This is a genomic window from Rhizobium rhododendri, assembly GCF_007000325.2.
In the GTDB taxonomy this organism is placed as follows: domain Bacteria; phylum Pseudomonadota; class Alphaproteobacteria; order Rhizobiales; family Rhizobiaceae; genus Rhizobium; species Rhizobium rhododendri.
Window position 1 is genome coordinate 12,150 of record NZ_CP117270.1, and the last position, 20,863, is coordinate 33,012.

General features: G+C 61.4%; 19 protein-coding genes. 14 read left to right on the forward strand and 5 right to left on the reverse strand.

Translation table 11 applies throughout. The features are described 5' to 3' along the window. The first annotated feature begins 199 nt into the window (after window positions 1-199). The 14 genes from PR018_RS26850 to PR018_RS26915 all read left to right on the forward strand — a co-directional run bounded on the left by PR018_RS26850 (window position 200) and on the right by PR018_RS26915 (window position 16,145). Window positions 200-1,084 carry an AraC family transcriptional regulator gene (locus PR018_RS26850; RefSeq protein ID WP_142824956.1) on the forward strand — a complete coding sequence of 295 codons (885 nt, stop codon included), beginning with the start codon at window positions 200-202 and terminating at the stop codon, window positions 1,082-1,084. Between the two features lie 104 nt (window positions 1,085-1,188). Beyond that, the gene (locus PR018_RS26855) at window positions 1,189-2,100 is read left to right on the forward strand and encodes an ABC transporter substrate-binding protein (protein WP_142824957.1); all 912 of its coding nucleotides are present in this window, start codon (window positions 1,189-1,191) and stop codon (window positions 2,098-2,100) included. Between the two features lie 65 nt (window positions 2,101-2,165). Then, window positions 2,166-3,668: a sugar ABC transporter ATP-binding protein gene (locus tag PR018_RS26860; protein WP_142824958.1), complete on the forward strand. Its 1,503-nt coding sequence runs from the start codon at window positions 2,166-2,168 to the stop codon at window positions 3,666-3,668. Then, complete coding sequence (locus tag PR018_RS26865) at window positions 3,658-4,644, forward strand: ABC transporter permease (protein ID WP_142824959.1); 987 nt, start codon at window positions 3,658-3,660, stop codon at window positions 4,642-4,644. Before PR018_RS26860 ends, PR018_RS26865 begins: the two co-directional genes overlap by 11 nt. A gap of 43 nt (window positions 4,645-4,687) precedes the next feature. Beyond that, window positions 4,688-5,419, forward strand: a complete 732-nt coding sequence (locus PR018_RS26870) for an SDR family oxidoreductase (protein ID WP_142824960.1) — start codon at window positions 4,688-4,690, stop codon at window positions 5,417-5,419. A gap of 39 nt (window positions 5,420-5,458) precedes the next feature. After that, entirely contained in the window at window positions 5,459-7,081 is a 1,623-nt protein-coding gene (locus PR018_RS26875) for an FGGY-family carbohydrate kinase (RefSeq protein ID WP_142824961.1), read from the forward strand. Between the two features lie 26 nt (window positions 7,082-7,107). After that, window positions 7,108-7,833, forward strand: a complete 726-nt coding sequence (locus PR018_RS26880; protein ID WP_142824962.1) for an SDR family oxidoreductase — start codon at window positions 7,108-7,110, stop codon at window positions 7,831-7,833. 140 nt (window positions 7,834-7,973) lie between these two features. Continuing rightward, window positions 7,974-8,921 carry a YiiG family protein gene (locus PR018_RS26885; RefSeq protein ID WP_142824963.1) on the forward strand — a complete coding sequence of 316 codons (948 nt, stop codon included), beginning with the start codon at window positions 7,974-7,976 and terminating at the stop codon, window positions 8,919-8,921. A 188-nt stretch (window positions 8,922-9,109) separates the two neighbouring features. Then, entirely contained in the window at window positions 9,110-10,135 is a 1,026-nt protein-coding gene (gene adhP, locus PR018_RS26890) for an alcohol dehydrogenase AdhP (protein ID WP_142824964.1), read from the forward strand. Window positions 10,136-10,226: 91 nt separating this feature from the next. Continuing rightward, window positions 10,227-11,375, forward strand: a complete 1,149-nt coding sequence (locus tag PR018_RS26895; protein ID WP_142829480.1) for an NAD(P) transhydrogenase subunit alpha — start codon at window positions 10,227-10,229, stop codon at window positions 11,373-11,375. Then, window positions 11,372-11,680 (forward strand): NAD(P) transhydrogenase subunit alpha part 2, encoded by a 309-nt coding sequence (locus tag PR018_RS26900; RefSeq protein ID WP_142824965.1) that lies wholly within the window; start codon window positions 11,372-11,374, stop codon window positions 11,678-11,680. Before PR018_RS26895 ends, PR018_RS26900 begins: the two co-directional genes overlap by 4 nt. A gap of 2 nt (window positions 11,681-11,682) precedes the next feature. Beyond that, complete coding sequence (locus tag PR018_RS26905; protein WP_142824966.1) at window positions 11,683-13,098, forward strand: NAD(P)(+) transhydrogenase (Re/Si-specific) subunit beta; 1,416 nt, start codon at window positions 11,683-11,685, stop codon at window positions 13,096-13,098. Window positions 13,099-13,169: 71 nt separating this feature from the next. Next, the gene (locus PR018_RS26910; RefSeq protein WP_142824967.1) at window positions 13,170-14,561 is read left to right on the forward strand and encodes an NAD-dependent succinate-semialdehyde dehydrogenase; all 1,392 of its coding nucleotides are present in this window, start codon (window positions 13,170-13,172) and stop codon (window positions 14,559-14,561) included. Between the two features lie 93 nt (window positions 14,562-14,654). Next, entirely contained in the window at window positions 14,655-16,145 is a 1,491-nt protein-coding gene (locus PR018_RS26915; protein WP_142824968.1) for a succinyl-CoA:acetate CoA-transferase ScpC, read from the forward strand. A gap of 13 nt (window positions 16,146-16,158) precedes the next feature. On the opposite strand, the gene PR018_RS26920 is transcribed toward PR018_RS26915, so the two are convergent. The 5 genes from PR018_RS26920 to PR018_RS26940 are packed head-to-tail and all read right to left on the reverse strand — an operon-like array spanning window position 16,159 to window position 20,748. Beyond that, window positions 16,159-16,905, reverse strand: coding sequence for a glycerophosphodiester phosphodiesterase family protein (locus tag PR018_RS26920; RefSeq protein ID WP_142829430.1), 747 nt, complete (start codon window positions 16,903-16,905; stop codon window positions 16,159-16,161). Between the two features lie 26 nt (window positions 16,906-16,931). After that, on the reverse strand, window positions 16,932-17,813 hold the full coding sequence (locus tag PR018_RS26925) for an ABC transporter permease (protein WP_142824969.1): 882 nt from the start codon (window positions 17,811-17,813) through the stop codon (window positions 16,932-16,934). Window positions 17,814-17,824: 11 nt separating this feature from the next. Continuing rightward, window positions 17,825-18,751, reverse strand: a complete 927-nt coding sequence (locus tag PR018_RS26930; protein WP_142829428.1) for an ABC transporter permease — start codon at window positions 18,749-18,751, stop codon at window positions 17,825-17,827. Between the two features lie 12 nt (window positions 18,752-18,763). Continuing rightward, on the reverse strand, window positions 18,764-19,747 hold the full coding sequence (locus PR018_RS26935) for an ABC transporter ATP-binding protein (protein ID WP_142824971.1): 984 nt from the start codon (window positions 19,745-19,747) through the stop codon (window positions 18,764-18,766). Beyond that, on the reverse strand, window positions 19,744-20,748 hold the full coding sequence (locus PR018_RS26940; RefSeq protein WP_142824972.1) for an ABC transporter ATP-binding protein: 1,005 nt from the start codon (window positions 20,746-20,748) through the stop codon (window positions 19,744-19,746). Before PR018_RS26940 ends, PR018_RS26935 begins: the two co-directional genes overlap by 4 nt. Window positions 20,749-20,863: the final 115 nt, after the last annotated feature.

Genomic DNA, 20,863 nt, shown 5'->3' on the forward strand with positions numbered 1-20,863 from the left:
GTGTCGTGATTGGTAGATGATCAATGGAGATTGGGCACTCAACCACATCAAGGCGTCAAAAAAGTATCTTTAATAGATCTGCGCTGAGGTAGAGGCCCCGGCAAATGAGGGATATCGTTATGGCAAGCGTTGGATCTGCGAATTTGGAGGTTTGCAGATTTTGCCAGGAAACTGGAAGGCGTGAGTGGGAGGAGTAAACATGCAGCCGGATCTCGAACTGGTTCATATCCGCAAGGGCGAGTCCTTTGCCGCGTGGAAGCACGGATACCCGTTTCGCACGGTGCGCTGGCATTATCACCCCGAATATGAGATCCATCTGGTCGTTGCGACGTCCGGGCAATTTTATATCGGCGACCACATCGGTCGGTTCGAGCCCGGCCAGTTGATCATGACCGGCCCCAATCTTCCCCAGAACTGGATTTCCGAGATCGCACCGGGCGAGATCGTTCCGACGCGCAATCTGGTCATCCAGTTTCCCGAAAAACTAATTCAGGATTGCATCGCCAGCTTGCCCGAGATGGAGGCGCTCGGACCGCTCCTGAAACGCAGTAGTCGCGGACTGCTGTTCGATCCGGCTGCTGGCGTGGAAGTGCAGCCGTTGATGGAGCAACTGATCGAAGCGCAGGGTATGAAGCGGCTGGCGCTATTCTGGGAGATCCTCGACATCCTCGCCCGTGCCCCCGAACCGGAAGTGCTTGCCAGCCTGAGCTATGAACTCGACCTCCCAAGCATCAACGACTGTGGCATAAACCGCGCCATCGCCCATCTGCGGGACCACTTGACGGACGACATCGACGAGCGCGAACTGGCCGATCTCGTCGGACAGAGCCCCAGTTCTTTTTCGCGCGCTTTCAAACGCCACACCGGCACGACGCTGGTGCGCTACAAAAACCAGCTGCGCGTGGATCTCGCCTGCCTGATGCTGCTGACGCAGCCGGAGGTGAAGGTCGCCGAGGTCTGCTTCGAGATCGGCTTCTCGAACATATCCAATTTCAACCGGCATTTCCTGAAGCAGAAGGGAATGTCGCCATCGCAATTCCGCACGACGTTTGCTGCCAACGGAGAGCTGATGGCGGCGGAGTAACAGCGAAAACCCGATACCCCGGAAGGGGTTTGCATTCGGAAGGCATGGTGCTTTCCGGAAAGGGCCAGGCTTTGCCTGTCGTCATCTAAGGGAGGAAGACCGAGATGAAGAAGACTTTGATCGCGCTATCGATTGCGACCTTGGCAATGGCCACCGCGCCAGCCATGGCGCAGGAAGCCAAGCTCAAGATCGGCATGACGTTTCAGGAGTTGAACAACCCCTACTTCGTGTCGATGCAGGAGGCTCTCAAGGAAGCCGCGAAAAGCATTGGCGCCGATGTTGTCGTCACCGATGCCAACCATGACGTCGCCAAGCAGATTTCCGATATCGAGGACATGCTGGAGCAGAAGATCGACATCCTGCTGATCAACCCCACCGATTCCGCCGGCGTCGAATCCGCGGTTAAGATGGCCAAGGATGCGAACGTCATCGTCGTCGCCGTCGATGCCAATGCCAACGGCCCGGTCGACACCTTCGTCGGCTCGAAGAACAAGGACGCCGGCTACCAGTCTTGCCAGTTCTTGGCCAAGTCCCTGAATGGCACCGGAGAAGTTGCCATTCTCGACGGCATTGCCGTCGTGCCGATCCTGCAGCGCGTCGAAGGCTGCAAGCAGGCGCTCGCCGAATTCAGCGGCATCAAGCTGGTCGACACGCAGAACGGTCGCCAGGATCGCTCGGTTGCGCTCGGCGTCGTCGAGAACATGATCCAGTCGCATCCTAACCTAAAGGGCATCTTTTCGGTCAACGACGGTGGTGCGATGGGCGCGCTCTCGGCCATCCAGGGATCCAACAAGGACATCAAGCTGACCTCCGTCGACGGCGCTCCGGAAGCGGTCAAGGCGATTGCCGACGGCACGGCCTTCATCGAGACGACGGCGCAATTCCCGCGTGACCAGGTGCGTGTCGGTCTTGCCATGGCGCTCGCCCAGAAGTGGGGAGCCCGCGTCGTGCCGAAGGAAGTTCCGATCGACGTGAAGCCTGTGACCAAGGAAAATGCTGCCGGCTTCAGCTGGTAATAGTCGTCGGCGCGCCCCTGCCACCTCGCAGGAGCGCGCCATCCATTCAAACGCGGGAGCGAGCGATGCTGGAATTGAAGGGTATCAAGAAGAGCTTCGGCAGGATTGCGGTCCTGCACGGGGTCGACCTGACCGTTCGCGCAGGTGAAATCCATGCTCTCCTCGGCGAGAACGGTGCGGGTAAGTCGACACTGACAAAGGTGCTGTGCGGCATCCTGCAACCGAGCGAGGGGGAAATCTTCATCGATGGCGAGCGTCACCGCTTTGCCGATTACAACGAGGCGATCGACAACGGTATCGGCGTGGTGTTCCAGGAGTTCTCGCTGATCCCCTATCTCGATGCTGTCGATAACATGTTTCTTGCCCGCGAGCTGCGTAGCGCCGTCGGCCTGTTGAAGCGCGGCGTCATGCGCAAGCGCGCGGCCGAAATCCTCGCTCAACTCGGCATCGATATACCCCTCAATGTGCCGGTCCGTACTCTTTCCGTTGCCGAGCAGCAGTTCGTCGAGATCGCCAAAGCTCTGGCGCTGAATGCCCGGATACTGGTGCTGGACGAGCCGACAGCAACGCTGACGCCATCCGAGGTCGAGCATCTCTTCAGGGTAATGAGGGGTCTTCGGCAGCAGGGCGTCGCCATCGTTTTCATCTCGCACCACCTCGAAGAGATTTTCGAGATCTGCGACCGCATCACGGTGCTCCGCGACGGGGAATATGTCACCTCCTGCGATGTCAGCGAGGTCGACCAGCATCGTCTCGTCGAATTGATGGTCGGCCGGCGAATTGAAAACAGCTTTCCGCCGAAACCTGTAATGACTACAAACCCTCCGGTCGTCCTCGACGTCAAGGCGGTACAATTGGCGCGGGGAGGGCCGATATCCAGTTTCCAGCTGCGTTCAGGCGAAATTCTCGGTTTTGCCGGGCTGGTCGGCTCCGGTCGGACTGAAACGGCGCTGGCGATGATCGGTGCCCACCGCGCCACCCGCTGCGAGCTGTCGCTCGATGGCGTCGAGAGACGGTTTACCGATCCAGCGGAGGCGCTTGCAAGCGGCATAGGGCTGCTGCCCGAAAGCAGAAAGGAACAGGGGCTGATCACCAGCTTCTCCATCCTCCATAACGTTTCGCTGAATAACTACGGCAAATATCTATTCGGGCATTTCTTCATCGATCGCCGTCGCGAGCTCGAGGATACCGTCTCCGCGATGGCGCAGGTGCAGGTCAAGGCGCAGGGGCCGATGGCGCGTGTCGATACGCTTTCCGGCGGCAATCAGCAGAAGGTGGTCATCGCCCGCTGGCTTAATCACAACATGAAGGTGCTCATCTTCGACGAGCCGACACGCGGCATCGATGTGGGCGCCAAGACAGAAATCTACCAGCTGATGCGCGAGTTCACCGCGCGCGGATATTCCATCATCATGATCTCCTCCGAACTGCCGGAAGTCATCGGCATGTCCGACAGGGTGTGTGTTTTTCGGTCAGGCGGCATCGTCGCGACAGTCGAAGGCTCAGCCATCAATGCCGAAGAGATCATGATCCACGCTACCACCGGGAGGATAAAAGATGTCGCATGATGGGATCGCTGAAAGCGATACTCGCGCCAAAGGCGCAGCAATTTCCGCATTCAGATCGCTCATTCACTCGCCTTTGGCACTGCCGCTCGCCGGGCTGGTCGTCGTGTCCATCCTGATGGGCTTTGCGTCCGACAGCTTTTTCTCGGTGTCGAATATCCTCAATGTATTCCGCCAGGTCTCCGTCGTGGCGATCCTCGCGGTCGGCATGACCTTTGTCATCCTCACCGGCGGCATCGACCTTTCCGTCGGCGCGGTCATGGCGCTGGCGGGAACGATGGCTGCGGGCCTTATGGTCCATTTCGGCCTGCCGGGCTGGGTGGGTCTGCTGGCCGGGATGGTTCTCGGCATAGGGCTTGGGATTTTCAACGGCCTGCTGGTCGCCTGGGGACGGATGCCGGCTATCATCGTCACCCTTGCTACGATGGGGATCGCCCGCGGTATCGGGCTCATCTACTCCGGCGGCTATCCGATCTCGGGCTTGCCGTCCTGGATTTCCTGGTTCGGCGTCGGCCGCGTCGGCATCGTCCCGGTGCCCGTCATCATCACGGTCGTCATCTATGCACTCGCCTGGGTGCTGCTCGAGCGCACGCCTTTCGGCCGCCATGTCTACGCCATCGGCGGCAATGAACTGGCAGCCAAGCTATCCGGCGTGAAGACCGCCAGGGTCAAGCTCGCTGTCTATGCCATTTCCGGCCTGACCGCCGGCCTGGCTGCGGTGATCCTCACCGGACGCCTGATGTCCGGCCAGCCAAATGCCGGCGTCGGCTTCGAGCTGGATGCCATTGCAGCGGTCGTTCTCGGCGGTACCGCCATTGCAGGCGGTCGCGGGCTCATCATCGGGACCCTGATCGGCGCTGTGCTGCTGGGCATCCTCAGCAACGGCCTCAACCTGATGGGTATCAACCCCTATCTGCAGGATATCATCCGGGGCTTTATCATCCTGCTTGCCATCTACATCGCCCGCGAGTGGCGCTGACCCGTAACCATATTGATAATTCCGGACATAAAGGAGAGCACGAATGTCTCAGTCACTTGAAGGAAAGATTGCCGTCATCACTGGAGCCGCTTCGGGTATTGGTCTTGCCACTACGGAAAAGTTGCTCGCCGCCGGCGCCACCGTGGTCATGGTGGACTGGAACGAGACCAGCCTCAAAGAGCTGACGGATCGTCTGGGCGAAAAGGCGATAGCGCAGGTAACGAACCTGCTCGATGCCGAGAGCTGCGCTGCGATGGTGCCTGAAATCCTGCAGAAGGTCGATCACATCGACATCCTCTATTGCAACGCAGGCACCTATATCGGCGGCGAGCTGACGGAGACGACTGGCGAGGCGATCGACAAGATGCTGAACCTCAACGTCAACGCCGTGATAAAGAACGTCCATGACGTTGCCCCGCACATGATCGAGCGCGGCACCGGCGACATCGTCGTCACCTGCTCGATTGCCGGCCACTATCCGACCTATTGGGAGCCGGTCTATGCCTCCTCGAAGTGGGCGATCACCTGCTTCGTCCAGACCATGCGTCGCCAGATGATTCCGCATGGCATTCGCGTTGCCCAGGTATCGCCCGGTCCCGTCGTCTCGGCGTTGCTGGCCGACTGGCCGGAGGAGAACCTCCGCAAGGCTAAGGAATCCGGAAGCCTGATGGACCCGAGCGAAGTTGCCGATGCTGTCGAATACATTCTTACCCGCAAGCGCACGGTGACGATCCGCGACATGATCGTCCTTCCGACGAATTTCGACCGGGTGTAAGACGGCTGAAGGCGAGTTCGCAGAGCGTGGAGGAATGATATGACGAGGTTCTTGATCGGCGTCGATGTCGGCACCGGTTCGGCACGGGCAGGCGTGTTCGACCGCGAGGGCTTGCTGCTCGCTCATGCCAAACGGGATCTGGTGATCTTCCGAGACGATTCCGGCCATGTCGAGCAATCGAGTGCACAGGTTTGGCAGGCCGTCTGCGAGGCGGTTTCCGAGGCCGTCGATCTGGCGGGCGTCAATCCAGCCGATGTGGCGGGTATCGGCTTCGATGCGACCTGCTCGCTTGTCGTCGATGGTGCCAGCGGCGGGGTGGGGGACAGTGCCCATCCCGAGCGGGACATCATTGTCTGGATGGACCATCGCGCCCTCGATCAGGCCAGCAGGATCAATGCCACCGGACACGAGGTTCTGTCCTATGTCGGGGGCACGATTTCGCCGGAGATGGAGACGCCGAAGCTGCTCTGGCTGCGCGAGAACCTGCCTGAGATCTACCGCTCAGCGGTGAACTTCTTCGACCTCACGGACTTCCTAACGTGGAAGGCGACCGGCGCCCTCGACCGGTCGTCCTGCACCGTCACCTGCAAATGGACCTACCTGGCGAAAGACAACCGCTGGGACGAGAGCTTCTTCCGCCAGATCGGGCTGGAAGATCTTGTCGAGGATGGCTTTGCGCGGATCGGCCGGAGCGTCGTCCACCCCGGCACCGCCCTTGGACAGGGACTGAGCGCCGAGGCTGCTGCTCTTATGAACCTGCGGCCCGGCATTGCCGTTGCGGCAGGCTTGATCGACGCCCATGCCGGCGGTATCGGCACAGTGGCGGCGAGGGGAGGGGCGGAAGACCCGACGACATGCCTCGGATATGTGTTCGGAACGTCGTCCTGCACGATGACAACCACCGCAGAGCCTACCTTCGTGCCCGGCGTCTGGGGCCCCTATTATTCGGCCATGGTTCCCGGCATGTGGCTCAACGAAGGCGGACAATCCGCAGCCGGTGCCGCGATAGACCAGCTCGTCAGGATGCATCCGGCCAGTCCGGAGGCAACCGCCACGGCGGCGCGCGAAGGCAAGAGCCTGCCGCAATGGCTGGCGGACCGGGCGCTCGCCTTGTCAACCGAGCCATCGGAAGCTGTCCGTCTTGCCGATCATCTGCACGTGGTGCCAGAGTTCCTCGGCAATCGCGCGCCATTTGCCGATCCGCAGGCCCGTGCGGTAATCATGGGGCTCGGCATGGAGACGGGTTCCGACAGTCTCGTTGCGCTCTACATCGCCGGCATTTGCGGACTCGGCTACGGCTTGCGTCAGATCGTCGACACGCAGGCCGCCAAGGGCGTGGCGATCCGGACTATCTCGGTGTCGGGCGGCGCAGGGCTGCATCCTCTCATTCGCCAGATGCTGGCCGATGCAACCGGAATGCCGATCGAGGTTACCGCTAGTCCGGAGCCAGTGCTGCTGGGGTCGGCAATGCTGGGTGCGGTCGCTGCCGGTGTCTACCCCGACCTGCAGGCAGCGATGCCGGCCATGTCCGTCATCGCCTTGCAATGCCAGCCGGCGACCGGTCCGATCCGCGCTCTGCACGATAGACGATACCGCGCCTTTCTCGATCTGCAGGCGGTCAGCCGGAAAATCCGCACTGATGCCGAGCCGCTTTCAAAATAAGTTTTATGTCTGAGGAGGAGAGAGATATGCAGTTTGCCGGGAAATCCGTCATCATCACCGGCGCAGGCAAGGGCATCGGTCGCGCCTGCGCGAAAATCATGGCGGAGCGTGGCGCCGAGGTCATTGCCCTCAGCCGGACGGCGTCCGATCTGGAGAGCCTGAGAGCGGAAGTCGGCGGACGCTCGATCGTGGTCGATCTTGCCGACCCGGCTACGACACGGACGGCGATGCGGGAAGCGGGCACCGCCGATTTCCTGATCAATAGCGCCGGTATCAACGTGCTCGAATCGAGCTTCGACATGACCGAGGAGGGCTACGAGGCGGTCATGGGCATCAACCTTCGTGCCGCCCTCATCACCTGTCAGGAGTTTGGCCGGGCGCGTGTCGCAGCCGGTGGCGGCGGCGCGATCGTCAACATCACATCGATTGCGGGACATCGCGGTTTTGCCGAGCACCTTTGCTACGCTGCGTCCAAGGCGGGGCTGGAAGGCGCTACGCGGGTCATGGCCAAGGAGTTCGGTCCGCACGGCATTCGCGTCAACGCAGTCGCCCCGACGATCACGCTCACGGAGCTTGCCCTCAGAGCCTGGAGCGACCCCGTGAAGTCGGAGCCGATGATGGTGCGCCATCCCATCGGCCGCTTCGCGGAAGTCGAAGACGTCGCACGGACCATCGCGACGCTGCTGTCTGCAGACACCGAAATGGTGACGGGCGTCGTGTTGAATGTCGACGGCGGCTTCCTCGCCGTCTAGGCGAGGCGTCACAGCCGATCCGTCGTTTTGCCAAATAGCAAGGATGCCCTGTACTTGCGGTTGACCTTGTTGACTCCAGCACCACATCGAGTTGATCTGTATCGTTTATTCAAAATAGATTTTCGTGGGGATTAGCTTTGATGGGATATCTGAAATCCTTGGGTTTGGCGGCGGGGGCCGCAGTCTTCGCACTCGGTGCGCAGCCAGCTCTGGTGTGGCAGCCAGCCTACGCGCAGGACGCCAGCGCGTCGGTCAGCGCCACTCAGTTGGCGGTGACCAAGATGAACGCCTACGTCAAATTCATGAACGACACGCTTCGCGCGACGGACTCGCTTCAGCGCTATCGCTTGTGGGTCAACATGAGCAAGGGACCGACCGGCAAGGAGAGGAACATTTACGGTCTCTACTCTCTGTATGATGTTGGCCAGCAGATCGACGCCGTGAAAAAAGCTGCTGTCTCCGAGCCTGCCATGCCCGACCTCGATGCCGCCATGATGGCGTATCTCGATGCCTATCAGAAGCTGGCGCCGGTGATCGAAAAAGCCAACACCTATTACGAGCGCGGTGACTACAAGGTGGATAAAATGGAAGGCGGCAAAGCCCTCCACAAGGATATCGCACCGCTAGGCGCCGCTTACGAAGCGCGTCGGAAGGACGCAGAGACCGCCTTGCGCGTAGAAAAGCAAAAGACCGATCTGGCTGCTCTCGCGGCTATCGAGAAGGCTGAAGGCAAGAAGGCGGCCTGGCAGGTTCGCAACACCATGATGCATGCCGAAACGATGATCAATCTCCTGCCGAATGCAGAAAACCCCGTGGTCGACATGCAGGCCTTCAAGACAGCACTGGACGGTTATACGGCCGCGACGACCGAGTTCGACGATTTTTCCTCCGCGAACCCAGGCGCTTTCATTGGATTTGAATCGCGGCCCGATACCATGCTTTCGGAGATGCGCGACTTCTATGCACTGCTGGAAAAAGCCAAAGGCGATGCGCGCAAGGGAGCCGGTGAAAGTCTCGAGAATATTGTCTCGGACTACAACCTGATGGTCGAGATGTCAGATACCGCAGTATCGGACATGGCCCGATAGGGCAAAACGAGACGGTTGCTTCGCTGACCGGACGAGGGATCGCAACGGTAGGCTGCCTATGTGTTGCAATGATGAGACGCTGGAGGCTCCGGTCGTCACTGGTCGGGGCCATGCCCAGCGTCGGTTGATTGAGATCAAGCTGGCCAGTCGAGGTGCATGCTACTTGGCGATAACCCAAGGAGCATCCGATGACGAAAATGATGAAAGCCGCTGTTCTCCACGAATTCGGCAAGCCTCTGGTGATCGAGGATGTGCCAGTGCCAGAGCCGCGTGCCGACCAGATCCTGGTCAAGATTGCCGCGACGGGCGTCTGCCATACCGATCTCCATGCAATCAAGGGTGACTGGCCGGTCAAGCCGACCGTGCCGTTCATTCCGGGCCATGAGGGTGTCGGAACTGTCGTCGCCATCGGACGCGACGTCAAGCGCATCAAAGAAGGCGACCGCGTCGGCGTTCCGTGGCTTCATACGGCATGCGGCTATTGCCCCCATTGCCGCACCGGCTGGGAGACGCTCTGCGCCGACCAGCAGAACACCGGCTATTCCGTCAATGGCAGTTTTGCCGAATATGCGCTCGCCGATCCGAACTATGTCGGCCGCCTGCCGGACAATCTGGAGTGGGGTCCGGCAGCACCTATCCTTTGCGCCGGCGTGACGGTCTACAAGGCGCTCAAGGAAACCGAGGTCAAGCCCGGTGAGTGGGTGGCAGTTTCAGGCGTCGGCGGTCTCGGCCACATGGCGGTCCAGTACGCCAAGGCGATGGGCATGCATGTCGCAGCCATCGACGTTCATCCCGACAAGCTCGCTCTGGCGACAAAGCTCGGGGCGGAGATCGTCATCAATGCCCGTGAGGTCGACCCGGCTGCAGAGCTGCAAAAACGTCTTGGCGGCGTGCATGGCGTTCTCGTCACGGCGGTGTCGCCGGCAGCCTTCGAGCAGGCCTTCGGTGCGCTGCGCTCGCATGGCACGATGGCGCTCGTTGGCCTGCCGCCGGGCAAGTTTGCGATGCCGATTTTCGACACGGTCCTGAAGCGCATCACCGTGCGCGGTTCCATCGTCGGCACGCGGCAGGATCTCGAGGAAGCACTGGAATTTGCCGGTGACGGCGCAGTGGCAGCCCACTTCTCCTGGGACAAGCTTGAGAACATCAACGCCATCTTTGCCCGAATGGAAGAAGGCGGCATCGACGGCCGCATCGTTCTGCAGATCGACTAGGCATTTTTATCACCAGTCCCTTATCCAGACCGTAGCTACAGCATTCTCCCGGGGGAGGGAATGCTGTAGCCCGGACAACCGTGAAAGTTCGATCCCCATGAAGATTGCAGTGCTCAAGGAAACAAGGGCGGGCGAGAAGCGCGTCGCGCTGGCACCGGCGGTGACGGGCAAGCTCGTCAAGCTCGGCGCCAAACTTCATATGCAGTCTGGTGCCGGCGATGCGGCAAAGCTCCCCGATACAAGCTTTCAGGACGTCGCGTTCGAGCCAGACCTGAAGGCGCTGCTCGGCGATGCCGATATCGTCCTTTCCATTCAGGCTCCAGCCGTTGCCACTGTCAAGATGATGAAGCCCGGTGCGATCCTGATCTGCCTCGTCTATGCCAACCGCGAGCAGGAACTGGTCAAGGCGCTGTGCGAGGGCAAGATCACGACATTCGCCATGGAGACGGTGCCCCGCATCAGCCGCGCCCAGTCCATCGATGTGCTTTCGACCCAGTCGGCACTGTCCGGCTACTATGCGCCGCTGCTGGGTGCGGCCAACATGCCGCGAATCCTGCCGATGATGACGACCGCGGTCGGCTCGCTCAGGGCTGCCAAGGTGCTGGTCATGGGGCTCGGCGTTGCCGGGCTACAGGCACTCGCAACGGCCCATCGCCTTGGCGCGATCACCGAAGGCTACGATGTTCGCCCCGAAACCAAGGAGCAGGCGCTGTCCGTCGGTGCCAAGTTCGTCGAGACCGGCGTCGATGCTCGCGGCGAGGGCGGCTATGCCCGGGAATTGACTGCCGAGGAGAAGCTGAAGGTCAATGCGGCCCTGACGCAGCACATCCAGGAGGCCGATCTCATCATCACCACGGCCGCCGTGCCCGGCCGCCCGTCTCCAAAGCTGATCAATGCACAGCAGCTTGCCGGCATGAAGCCTGGCTCCGTGATCGTCGATCTCGGCGCGGAAGGCGGTGGCAATTGCGAGGGAACGAAGCCGGGCGAAACCGTCGAAATCGGGCCGGTCACCATCTTGGCGCCGCTCAATGTGCCGTCTCATCTCGCCCAGCATGCGAGCGAACTCTACGCCAAGAACCTCCTCAATCTCCTCCAGCTGATCGTGCGCGATGGCAAGGTGGTGCTCGATTTTGACGATGAGGTCATCGCCAAGACAGTCCTCACTCATGAAGGCCAGATGAGAAACCAGCCAATGCCGAGCGTGGTCCCGGTGAAGACCCCCGAAGGAGCAGCCGTATGATCGCCGACACATCCCTTACCTGGCTCATTGCCCTCTACATCTTCATGCTCGCCGCCATCACCGGCTACGAGGTCATCAGCAAGGTTCCCTCCATCCTCCACACGCCGCTGATGTCCGGCTCCAACTTCATCCACGGCATTGTCGTCGTCGGTGCGCTGCATGCGCTGTTCACGGCGACAAGCACCATCGCACAGATTCTCGCCTTTGTCGCTGTGATGCTCGGTGCGGCCAATGCCGCCGGTGGCTACATCGTCACTGACCGGATGCTCGCCATGTTCCGTCCCAGCACCGAAAAGAAGGTTTGATCATGTTCCTTCAACATATCGAGGGGCTGAGCGGCCTTGTGGCCGCAGCTCTCTTCATATTCGGGCTAAAACGCATGTCGTCCCCCGTCACGGCACTTTCGGGGATCGTCGTTGCCGGGATCGGCATGGTCATAGCCGTCGCCGCGAGCTTTCTCGTGCTGGCCGATCTGCCAGAGGCAGCACAGCCGCGCATGCCGGCAAATATCGTACTTGCCGTTCTTGCGCTCGGTCTCGGCGGTGGCTGGGCATGGTGGAATGGCCGCAAGGTCGCCGTCACAGCGATGCCCCAGATGGTTGCGCTCTATAACGGCATGGGCGGCGGTGCGGCGGCGGCCGTTGCTGCAGTCGAACTGCTAAAGGTTGCCACGGCCGAGCCGCTGAATGCCTCCGTCACCATCGCCGGTGCGCTGATCGGCTCTATCTCGCTGACCGGCTCGGTCATCGCCTGGGCAAAGCTCGACGGCCGCATCGACAAGCCATGGCGCTTCACGGGCCAGCGCCTGGTCAACGGGCTGGTGTTCCTGCTCGCCATTGCGCTCGGGACCCTGCTTGTCCTGCAGTACGATGGCCTGCCCACCGTTGTCATCGCGCTCCTGTTCTTCGGCTGCGCGCTGGCGTTCGGCATCCTGATGACGCTGCCGATCGGCGGCGCCGACATGCCGGTGGTGATCTCGCTCTACAACGCTTTTACCGGCCTTGCTGTCGCGCTCGAAGGCTATGCCCTGCAAAATCCTGCGCTGATGATTGCCGGCATGGTGGTCGGCTCGGCCGGCACGATGCTGACCGTGCTGATGGCGAAGGCCATGAACCGGTCGCTTGCAAATGTGCTTTTCAGCAACTTCGGGGACGTTAGCGCCGCCTCGACATCAGACATCGCCGGTAGCATGAAGCCGGCAGACGCCGGCGATGCGGCCATCGCCATGCGCTATGCTTCCAGCGTCATCATCGTTCCGGGCTACGGCCTCGCCGTCGCTCAGGCGCAGCAGAAGCTCTACGAACTGGTGAAGATGCTGCAGGCGGCCGACGTCGATGTGAAGTTTGCCATCCATCCGGTGGCGGGTCGCATGCCGGGGCACATGAACGTGCTGCTTGCCGAGGCTGGCGTTCCCTACGACATCATCTTCGACATGAAGGACATCAACGATGCGTTCGCGACGACCGATGTCGCCCTTGTCATCGGCGCCAACGATGTCGTCAATCCGGCGGCGCGCACCGACAAGTCCTCTCCCATCTACGGCATGCCAATCCTCAATGTCGATCAGGCGCACCAGGTCTACGTCGTCAAGCGAGGGCAGGGCAAAGGCTATGCCGGCGTCGAGAACCTGCTGTTTTACGGCGACAACTGCAACATGGTCTATGGCGACGCCCAGGCCGTGATTACCCAGATGGTCCAGGCCATCAAGGAGCTCGGAGGCTGATCCGGCATCCGCTTCTAACCGGTGGCGCCATGGGAAATCGGACGCGCCACACACTGCGAAAGGTAAGTAACATGGCATATGCAACCATCAATCCCTACACGGGCGAAACGTTGAAAACCTTTGCCGACGCCACGGACGCCGAGGTAGGCACGGCAATCGACAAAGCGCACGCCGCCTTCCTGTCGTGGAAAACGGCACCGTTTGCGGACCGCGCCGAGGTCATGCAGAATGCGGCCGACCTGTTGCGTCGGGATGTCGACAGCTACGCCAATCTGCTGACCCTCGAGATGGGCAAGGTGATATCGGAAGCCCGGGCAGAAGTGGAACTGTCGGCAGCTATCTTTGAATACTACGCGAACAACGCTGAAAGGCTGCTTGCCCCACAAAAGCTGCCGGTGGCCGACCCTGCGGAAGGCGACGCCACTCTGGTGCACGAACCCCTCGGCGTCCTGCTCGCCATCGAGCCCTGGAATTTCCCTTATTACCAGATCGCGCGGATCATCGCCCCGCAGCTGTCGGCGGGCAACACCATGCTGCTCAAGCACGCCTCGAACGTGCCGCAAAGTGCAGCGGCGTTTGAGGGGCTGATGAAGGAAGCTGGCCTGCCCATCGGTGGTTTCCAGAACCTCTATGCCACCCGCTCGCAGATCGAGATAATTCTCAACGATCCCCGCGTGCATGGCGTCGCCCTGACGGGTTCCGAAGGCGCTGGCGCCATTGTCGCCTCCCAAGCGGGCAAGGCCCTAAAAAAATCCACCATGGAACTCGGCGGTGCCGACGCTTTCGTGGTGCTTGCCGATGCCGACATGGAAAAGACCGTCAAATGGGCAGTCTTCGGACGGCACTGGAACGGCGGCCAGGTGTGTGTCTCCTCCAAACGCATGATCATCCTCGATGGCGTCTACGATGCGTTCCTCGCGAGCTATATCAAAGGCGTCGCAGCCTTGCGTGCCGGCGATCCCTTCGCACCGGAAACCACGCTCGCGCCAATGTCGTCGCAGGTTGCTGCCGATGAAATCCGCGAGAAGATCGCGCAAGCCGTTGCGCTCGGCGCCACGGCCACCGAAGTCGGGCCCAGCGTTCCCAACCGGGGCGCATTCGTGCAGCCGACGATCCTCACCAACGTCTCGGATGAGAATCCCGCCCGCTATTGGGAATTCTTCGGTCCCGTCTCCATGCTGTTTCGCGCCAGTGACGAAGACGATGCGATCCGCATCGCCAACGATTCGCCTTTCGGCCTCGGTGGCTCGGTGTTCACCTCCGACACCAAGCACGGTGCGGAAGTTGCGGCGAAGATCTCTACCGGCATGGTGTTCGTCAACCATCCGACGATGGTGAAGGCCGATCTGCCCTTCGGCGGCGTCCGTCGCTCCGGTTACGGGCGGGAGCTACTCGACCTCGGGATCAAGGAGTTCGTCAACCACAAGCTGATCAACATCGTCGACATAGACGCACCCTTCTGAGCAGAAATTTCTCCCTGTCGTAGCCGATGCTTCGGTGCCACGACAGGGAGGCCTTACCCCTCCTCTTCAGACCTATCCAACCCCGGGGCCAGAATGTTCGAGACACGCATCCGTCGCAAATCGCTGCTGGACAAGATCACCACGCCGGAGGCTGCGGCCGCCCTGATCAAGGACGGCATGATCATCGGCATGAGCGGCTTCACGAGGGCAGGCGACGCCAAGGCGGTGCCGCTCGCCATGGTCGAACGTGCCAGGACCGATCCATTCAAGATCACCCTGATCACCGGCGCATCGCTCGGCCATGACATCGATCGGATGCTGACCGAGGCTAAAATTCTGGCGCGCCGGATGCCGTTCCAGGTCGACACGACTTTGCGTGCCGCGATCAATCGCGGGGAGGTGATGTTCATCGACCAGCATCTGTCCGAGACGGTCGAACATCTCCGCTCCAACCAGCTCGGTCCGATCGACTACGCCGTCATCGAGGCGACGGCGATTACCGAAGAGGGCGGCATCGTGCCGTCCACTTCGATCGGCAACTCGGCGAGTTTCGCGATCCTTGCCAAGCAGATTATCGTCGAGATCAATCTCAGCCAGCCGCTGGCGCTCGAAGGCCTGCACGACATCTATATCCCCACCAAGCGCCCGTCGCGAGAGCCTATCCCGGTCGTTTCCTGCGATAGCCGCGTCGGTCTTCCCTATGTGCCGATCGATCCGGACAAGATTGCCGCCATCGTCATCACCGGGCAGAAGGACAGCTTCTCGTCCGTCGAGGCACCGGACACGGAAACGGAAGCAATTGCCGGGCACCTGATCCGCTTCATGGAGCAGGAGGTGGCATGCGGCCGGCTCGACCTTTCGCTGCAGCCATTGCAGGCGGGGATCGGTACGATCGCCAACTCGGTGCTTTCAGGATTGGGGAAGGGGCCTTTTCATCACCTCAGGATGTATAGCGAAGTCCTCCAGGACAGCACCTTCGATCTTTTCGATGCCGGAAAGCTCGCATTTGCCTCGGGCTCCTCGATCACGCTCTCGGCCGGATGTGCCGAGCGGGTGTTCGGTGACTTCGACAGATACAAGGCCAAGCTTGTGCTGCGCCCGCAGGAAATCTCCAACCATCCGGAGGTAATCCGGCGTCTCGGGGTAATCGGGATCAACACCGCGCTGGAGGTCGACATCTACGGTAATGTCAATTCCAGCCACTTCAATGGCACGCACATGATGAACGGCATCGGCGGCTCCGGGGATTTCGCGCGCAATGCCTATCTGTCCATCTTCGTCACGAAGTCGCTTGCCAAGGGCGGAAGCATTTCCTCGGTGGTCCCGATGGTCAGCCACGTCGACCACACCGAGCACGATGTCGATATCATCGTCACCGAACACGGCCTCGCAGACCTGCGCGAACTCGCGCCGCGCGAGCGGGCGGCGATGATCATAGCCCGGTGTTCCCATCCGTCCTATCGCGAGCAACTCGAGGATTACCTGGCACGCGCCACCGCGCGCGGCGGCCATACCCCGCACCTGCTCGAAGAGGCGCTATCGTGGCACATCCGCAAGCAGACGACGGGAACCATGCTGCGCTAATCTCGGACCTCGCCTAAAGCGCGGTCATTTCCCCGCGCAGTTTCAGCGCCAGATCCGGGGCATCCGAGGTCAGGTGACCGATGCCGCGCGCAAGCCATCTGCGGATGGTCTCCTCGTCGTTCACCGTCCAGACGCACAGGTCTTCGATCGGAACAGCGCCGGTGATGATGTCCCATTCCGCCTCCAGCAATTCGTGGTGTACGGCGACCAGTTTGGCGAGGCCGTCGATCTTCTCGAGGAATTGCGAGATTCCGCCGTGCTTTTCTGCCGATATGGCGCTGATCGAGACGAGGCGGGCGATGGCCGGCGCATGGCGGCGGCAATCCTCCAGGACCGACGTATCGAAGGATGTCAGGCAACTGCGGCTGCCGATGCCGAAGCGTTCGATCTCGCCAGCGACCCCCTCGACGATGCCCTGATAGGGCGTACCGGTCTCGTCGGACTTGATCTCGATGTGAAAGGAGAGCCGGTTGGCCGGTGCCACCACTTCGAGCACCTCGGAAAGCGTCGGCATCGCCTCTTGCGTATCCTTCAGCATCACCTTCTGGCGGGCTTCAGGTGAGAGGGCGCGAACCGGGCCGGTATGATCCGTCGTTCGGTCCAGCGTTGCGTCGTGGATGACGACGAGTTCACCGGCCGTGGTCAGGTGGACGTCGAATTCCACCGCGTCGACGCCGAGATCGAGAACGTTGCGAAAGCCCGTCAGCGAGTTTTCGGCCCAGAGATTGCGGGCGCCGCGGTGGCCGGTGATGAGTGTCATTGAGGATATTTCCTGGTGAGTGGATGTTAGCGTGTTGTCGGGTCGAGCTTGTCGCGCAGCCAGTCGCCGACAAGCGAGATCGACAGGGTGGTAAGCATGATGACGGCCGAGGGCGCCAGCATGATCCACGGTGCGCGGGTCAGGTATTCTCGCCCGAAGCCGACCATGTTGCCGAGGCTGGATTCGGGCGGTTGGACACCGAGGCCGAGAAAGGAGAGGCTGCTTTCCATCAGGATGATTTCCGGAAATGTCAGCGTCATCGAAACGATCAGTGTCGAGGCGACGTTCGGCAGGATGTGACGGAGGTAGACGCGGAACGGGGATGCGCCGAGCTGCACGACCGCTGCCGCATAACCCTGGGCGCTGGCGGAAATGGCCAGCCCGCGGGCAATACGGGCGTAGCGTTCCCAACCGTAGAAGCCCATGAGGCAGACGACCAATGTCATCGACGAGCCGAAGAACGCCAGCACCGCCAGAGACATGATCAGGAATGGCAAGGCGGCCTGGAAATCGGCTAGCACCAGCACGAGATGTTCGACGATGCCCCGGAATTTCGCGGCAGCAAAGCCGAGCGCCGTGCCGAAGAAGGCCGATATCATCGTAGCCCCGAAGGCAATGATCAGCGACACCTTGATCGACTGCAGCAACCGCGAAAATACGTCGCGACCAAGCTCGTCCGTACCGGCCCAGTGCTTGAAATGGCCCGGCGCGACAAGCCGGTTGCTGAGGTCCATCGCCGTGATGCCGTAGGGGCGCAGCTGATCGGCAAAGATCGCGACGAATATCATCGCCAGAAGCCAGACGATCCCGAGCCCGATGCTGAGGGGGACATTTCGCCATAACCAGCCGAGCGGCCCCCGTCTCCTGCTCGTCGTCACGGGAATGGATGTCGCATCTACCGTCGTCATGTCTGAAGTCCTCAATGTGTCGACTGGGCGCGCAGGCGTGGATCGAGCCAGCCATAGAGCATGTCGACGATCAGATTGGAGATAACCATCGTCGCGGCGATCAGCAGCAGGATGCACTGGACGACCGCAAGATCGCGGTTGCTGACCGAGACCACCAGAAGACGGCCGATGCCCGGCCATGAAAAGATCGACTCCACGACGACGGCGCCGGCAATCAGCGTGCCGACCAAGAAGCCGACGATCGTCACGATCGGCACGGCGGCGTTCGGCAATGCATGTTTCCACACAACGTCGCGCCATTTCAGGCCCTTTGCCGAAGCTGTGCGGACATAATGCTGGCCCATCACCTCGATCATCGCACTGCGCGAAAAGCGTGCCAGGATACCGATATAGCCGATGCTCATGGTCACGATCGGCAGGATCATCTGCTGCCACGTGCCTTGGCCACCCGATGGCAGCAGACCGAGGATCACCGAGAAGATCAGCACCAGCAGCAATCCCATCACGAAGGAGGGAACGGTGAAACCGAGGATCGCGGCCATGATGACACTGCGGTCGGCAAAGCTCTGGCGATGCAGGGCGGCATAGACACCCGCCGGAATGCCGATCAGGAGCTGCAGGCAAAGAGCCGGGATAGTCAGTTCCAGTGTCGCCGGTATGCGGTCGATGACGAGATGCAGGGCAGAGGCCCTGTCGCGCATGGAAACGCCGAAATCACCGGTGAGGATGGACTTCATATAGGCGAAATACTGGACCCACAGGGGCTGATCGAGACCCCATGCCTTGCGAAACGCATCCACGGCTTCCTTGGGGACGTCGGGACCGAGCATCACCTGCGCCGGATCGCCGGACATGCGCAGCACGACGAAGGCGAAGGTCACGACTGCCACAATGGTAATCAGTGCCCGAAGGATCCGGACGAGAACGAAACGCAGCATGTTTATCTCCCGCTATGCGGCAATCGAGGCGTCGCCGGTCTTCACCAGGTGACAGGCGGCAGTACGGCCATCGCCGATGGTCTGCAAGGCAGGCACTGTCGTGCGGCATATCTCGGCTGCAATCGGGCAGCGCGGATGGAAGGCACAGCCGGAAGGCCGGTTGGCAGGGTTCGGCGGCTCGCCCTGCAGGATCACCCGACCCTCAAGCTGTCTGCCCGGAACAGGCACGCTGGAGACGAGAGCCTTGGTGTAGGGATGCTGCGGCGAACTGAAGATCACGTCCGAGGAGGCTTCCTCGACGATCCGCCCGAGATACATTACGGCGACGCGGTCGGCGATGTTGCGAACGACCTTCAGGTCATGGCTGATGAACACCATGGCGAGCCGGTTTTCCGCCTGCAGGTCGCTCAGCATGTTCACCACCTGGGCCTGGATCGACACATCGAGCGCCGATACGGGCTCGTCGCAGACGATCAGCTTCGGGCGTGAGGCCAGCGCCCTGGCGATGACGGCGCGCTGCCGTTGGCCGCCGGAAAGTTCATGGGGATAGCGATCGGCCTGGTCCTGGCGCAGCCCGACTGCGGACATCAACTCGGTGACACGCAGATTGCGCTGTTCCTTGGGCACGAGCCGGTGGATCTCGAGGGGCTCGCGGATCTGGGCGGAAATCGTCAGGCGCTTGTCGAGCGCTGCCAGCGGATCCTGGTGGACGAATTGCATCTTTGCCCGCCATGCCCGCCAAAGGCGGGTCGCCACGGCCGGCATGGGCTTGCCTTCGAACAGGACCTCGCCCGACTGGACGGGATCGATGCCGAGCAGCATCCGGCCAAGCGTCGACTTGCCCGACCCAGATTCCCCGACGATACCGAGCGTCTCGCCGACGTTGACGGATAGCGATATGCCGTCGACGGCCCGCACAGGGGTGGGCCTGCCGAAAGCACCGGTCGGGATTTGATAGGTGCGAACGAGGTTTCTGGCCTCGAGAAGCGGCGTCACGAGGTAACCTCTTCCGCAACTCGGGACGGAGAGCTCACCAGTTCACGCGCGGGCACGGGGCGCAGACAAGCGAGCTTCCTGCCATCCTCCAGCATTTCGAAAGCCGGCATCTCGTGGCGACAGTTTTCCACGGCGCGCGCGCAACGTGGAGAGAATGCACAGCCGGATGGCATCTGCTTCGGGTTCGGGACGGTGCCGGGAATGGGGACCAGGCGCTTGCGTGGTCCGTCGATGGTCGGAATGGCGTCGAAAAGGCCGCGTGTATAGGGATGGCGCGGTTCAGAGAAGAGCTGGGCAATGCTGCCCTCTTCGATGATCCGGCCGGCATACATGACGCAGATCCGTTCGCAGACCTGTGAGACCGCGCCGAGATCGTGGCTGATGAACACGGTCGCCATACCGGTCTCCGCCCGAATCTGGATCAGCAGATCGAGAATCTGCGCCTGGATCGTCGCATCGAGCGCCGTTGTCGGCTCGTCGGCAACCAGCAGATCGGGTTCGCCGGCCAGCGCCATGGCGATCATCAGTCGCTGACATTGGCCGCCGGAAAATTCATGCGGATAGAGATCGACGCGACGGCGGGCGTCGGGGATGCCGACGATGTCCAGCAGCCGCAGTGTTTCGGCCGCTGCCGCTGCTCCGTGCAGTCCGCGGTGGAGCGCAAGAGCCTCGGCAATCTGCCGACCGATGCGCTGCACGGGGTTGAGCGAACTCGACGGATCCTGGAAAATGATCGCGATGCGACCGCCTCTGACCTGTTCGAGCACTGAGCGGGGGGCGCCGCAAAGCTCCCGGCCTTCGAGCGTCACGGAGCCGCTGATCTGGGCCCGGCGCGGCAGCAGGCCTAGTGCCGCGAGCCAGGTCACGGACTTGCCGCAGCCGGATTCACCGACGAGCCCGACCGATTCCCCTCGTCTTATGTCGAGATCGATGCCGTGAAGCACAGGAACGCCGTCGAAGGCGACCTTCAGATTGCGGAGCTCTACGAGATTGGTTTGCAACGGAACGGTCTCCCTCTAAATGACGGCGCTCGTATCGAAGTCCGGGCGGGAGGCGCTTGGACAGGCCGTGTCTGGTACAAAAAAATGCCCCGGCAGCATCATGCAGCCGAGGCAA

What these genes read in the sequence shown, in the direction of transcription:
- PR018_RS26850 (WP_142824956.1), top strand. Translation starts at nt 200, where the DNA reads ATGCAGCCGGATCTCGAACTGGTTCATATCCGCAAGGGCGAGTCCTTT.
- PR018_RS26855 (WP_142824957.1), top strand. Translation starts at nt 1,189, where the DNA reads ATGAAGAAGACTTTGATCGCGCTATCGATTGCGACCTTGGCAATGGCC.
- PR018_RS26860 (WP_142824958.1), top strand. Translation starts at nt 2,166, where the DNA reads ATGCTGGAATTGAAGGGTATCAAGAAGAGCTTCGGCAGGATTGCGGTC.
- PR018_RS26865 (WP_142824959.1), top strand. Translation starts at nt 3,658, where the DNA reads ATGTCGCATGATGGGATCGCTGAAAGCGATACTCGCGCCAAAGGCGCA.
- PR018_RS26870 (WP_142824960.1), top strand. Translation starts at nt 4,688, where the DNA reads ATGTCTCAGTCACTTGAAGGAAAGATTGCCGTCATCACTGGAGCCGCT.
- PR018_RS26875 (WP_142824961.1), top strand. Translation starts at nt 5,459, where the DNA reads ATGACGAGGTTCTTGATCGGCGTCGATGTCGGCACCGGTTCGGCACGG.
- PR018_RS26880 (WP_142824962.1), top strand. Translation starts at nt 7,108, where the DNA reads ATGCAGTTTGCCGGGAAATCCGTCATCATCACCGGCGCAGGCAAGGGC.
- PR018_RS26885 (WP_142824963.1), top strand. Translation starts at nt 7,974, where the DNA reads ATGGGATATCTGAAATCCTTGGGTTTGGCGGCGGGGGCCGCAGTCTTC.
- adhP (WP_142824964.1), top strand. Translation starts at nt 9,110, where the DNA reads ATGACGAAAATGATGAAAGCCGCTGTTCTCCACGAATTCGGCAAGCCT.
- PR018_RS26900 (WP_142824965.1), top strand. Translation starts at nt 11,372, where the DNA reads ATGATCGCCGACACATCCCTTACCTGGCTCATTGCCCTCTACATCTTC.
- PR018_RS26905 (WP_142824966.1), top strand. Translation starts at nt 11,683, where the DNA reads ATGTTCCTTCAACATATCGAGGGGCTGAGCGGCCTTGTGGCCGCAGCT.
- PR018_RS26910 (WP_142824967.1), top strand. Translation starts at nt 13,170, where the DNA reads ATGGCATATGCAACCATCAATCCCTACACGGGCGAAACGTTGAAAACC.
- PR018_RS26915 (WP_142824968.1), top strand. Translation starts at nt 14,655, where the DNA reads ATGTTCGAGACACGCATCCGTCGCAAATCGCTGCTGGACAAGATCACC.
- PR018_RS26920 (WP_142829430.1), bottom strand. Translation starts at nt 16,905, where the DNA reads ATGACACTCATCACCGGCCACCGCGGCGCCCGCAATCTCTGGGCCGAA.
- PR018_RS26925 (WP_142824969.1), bottom strand. Translation starts at nt 17,813, where the DNA reads ATGACGACGGTAGATGCGACATCCATTCCCGTGACGACGAGCAGGAGA.
- PR018_RS26930 (WP_142829428.1), bottom strand. Translation starts at nt 18,751, where the DNA reads ATGCTGCGTTTCGTTCTCGTCCGGATCCTTCGGGCACTGATTACCATT.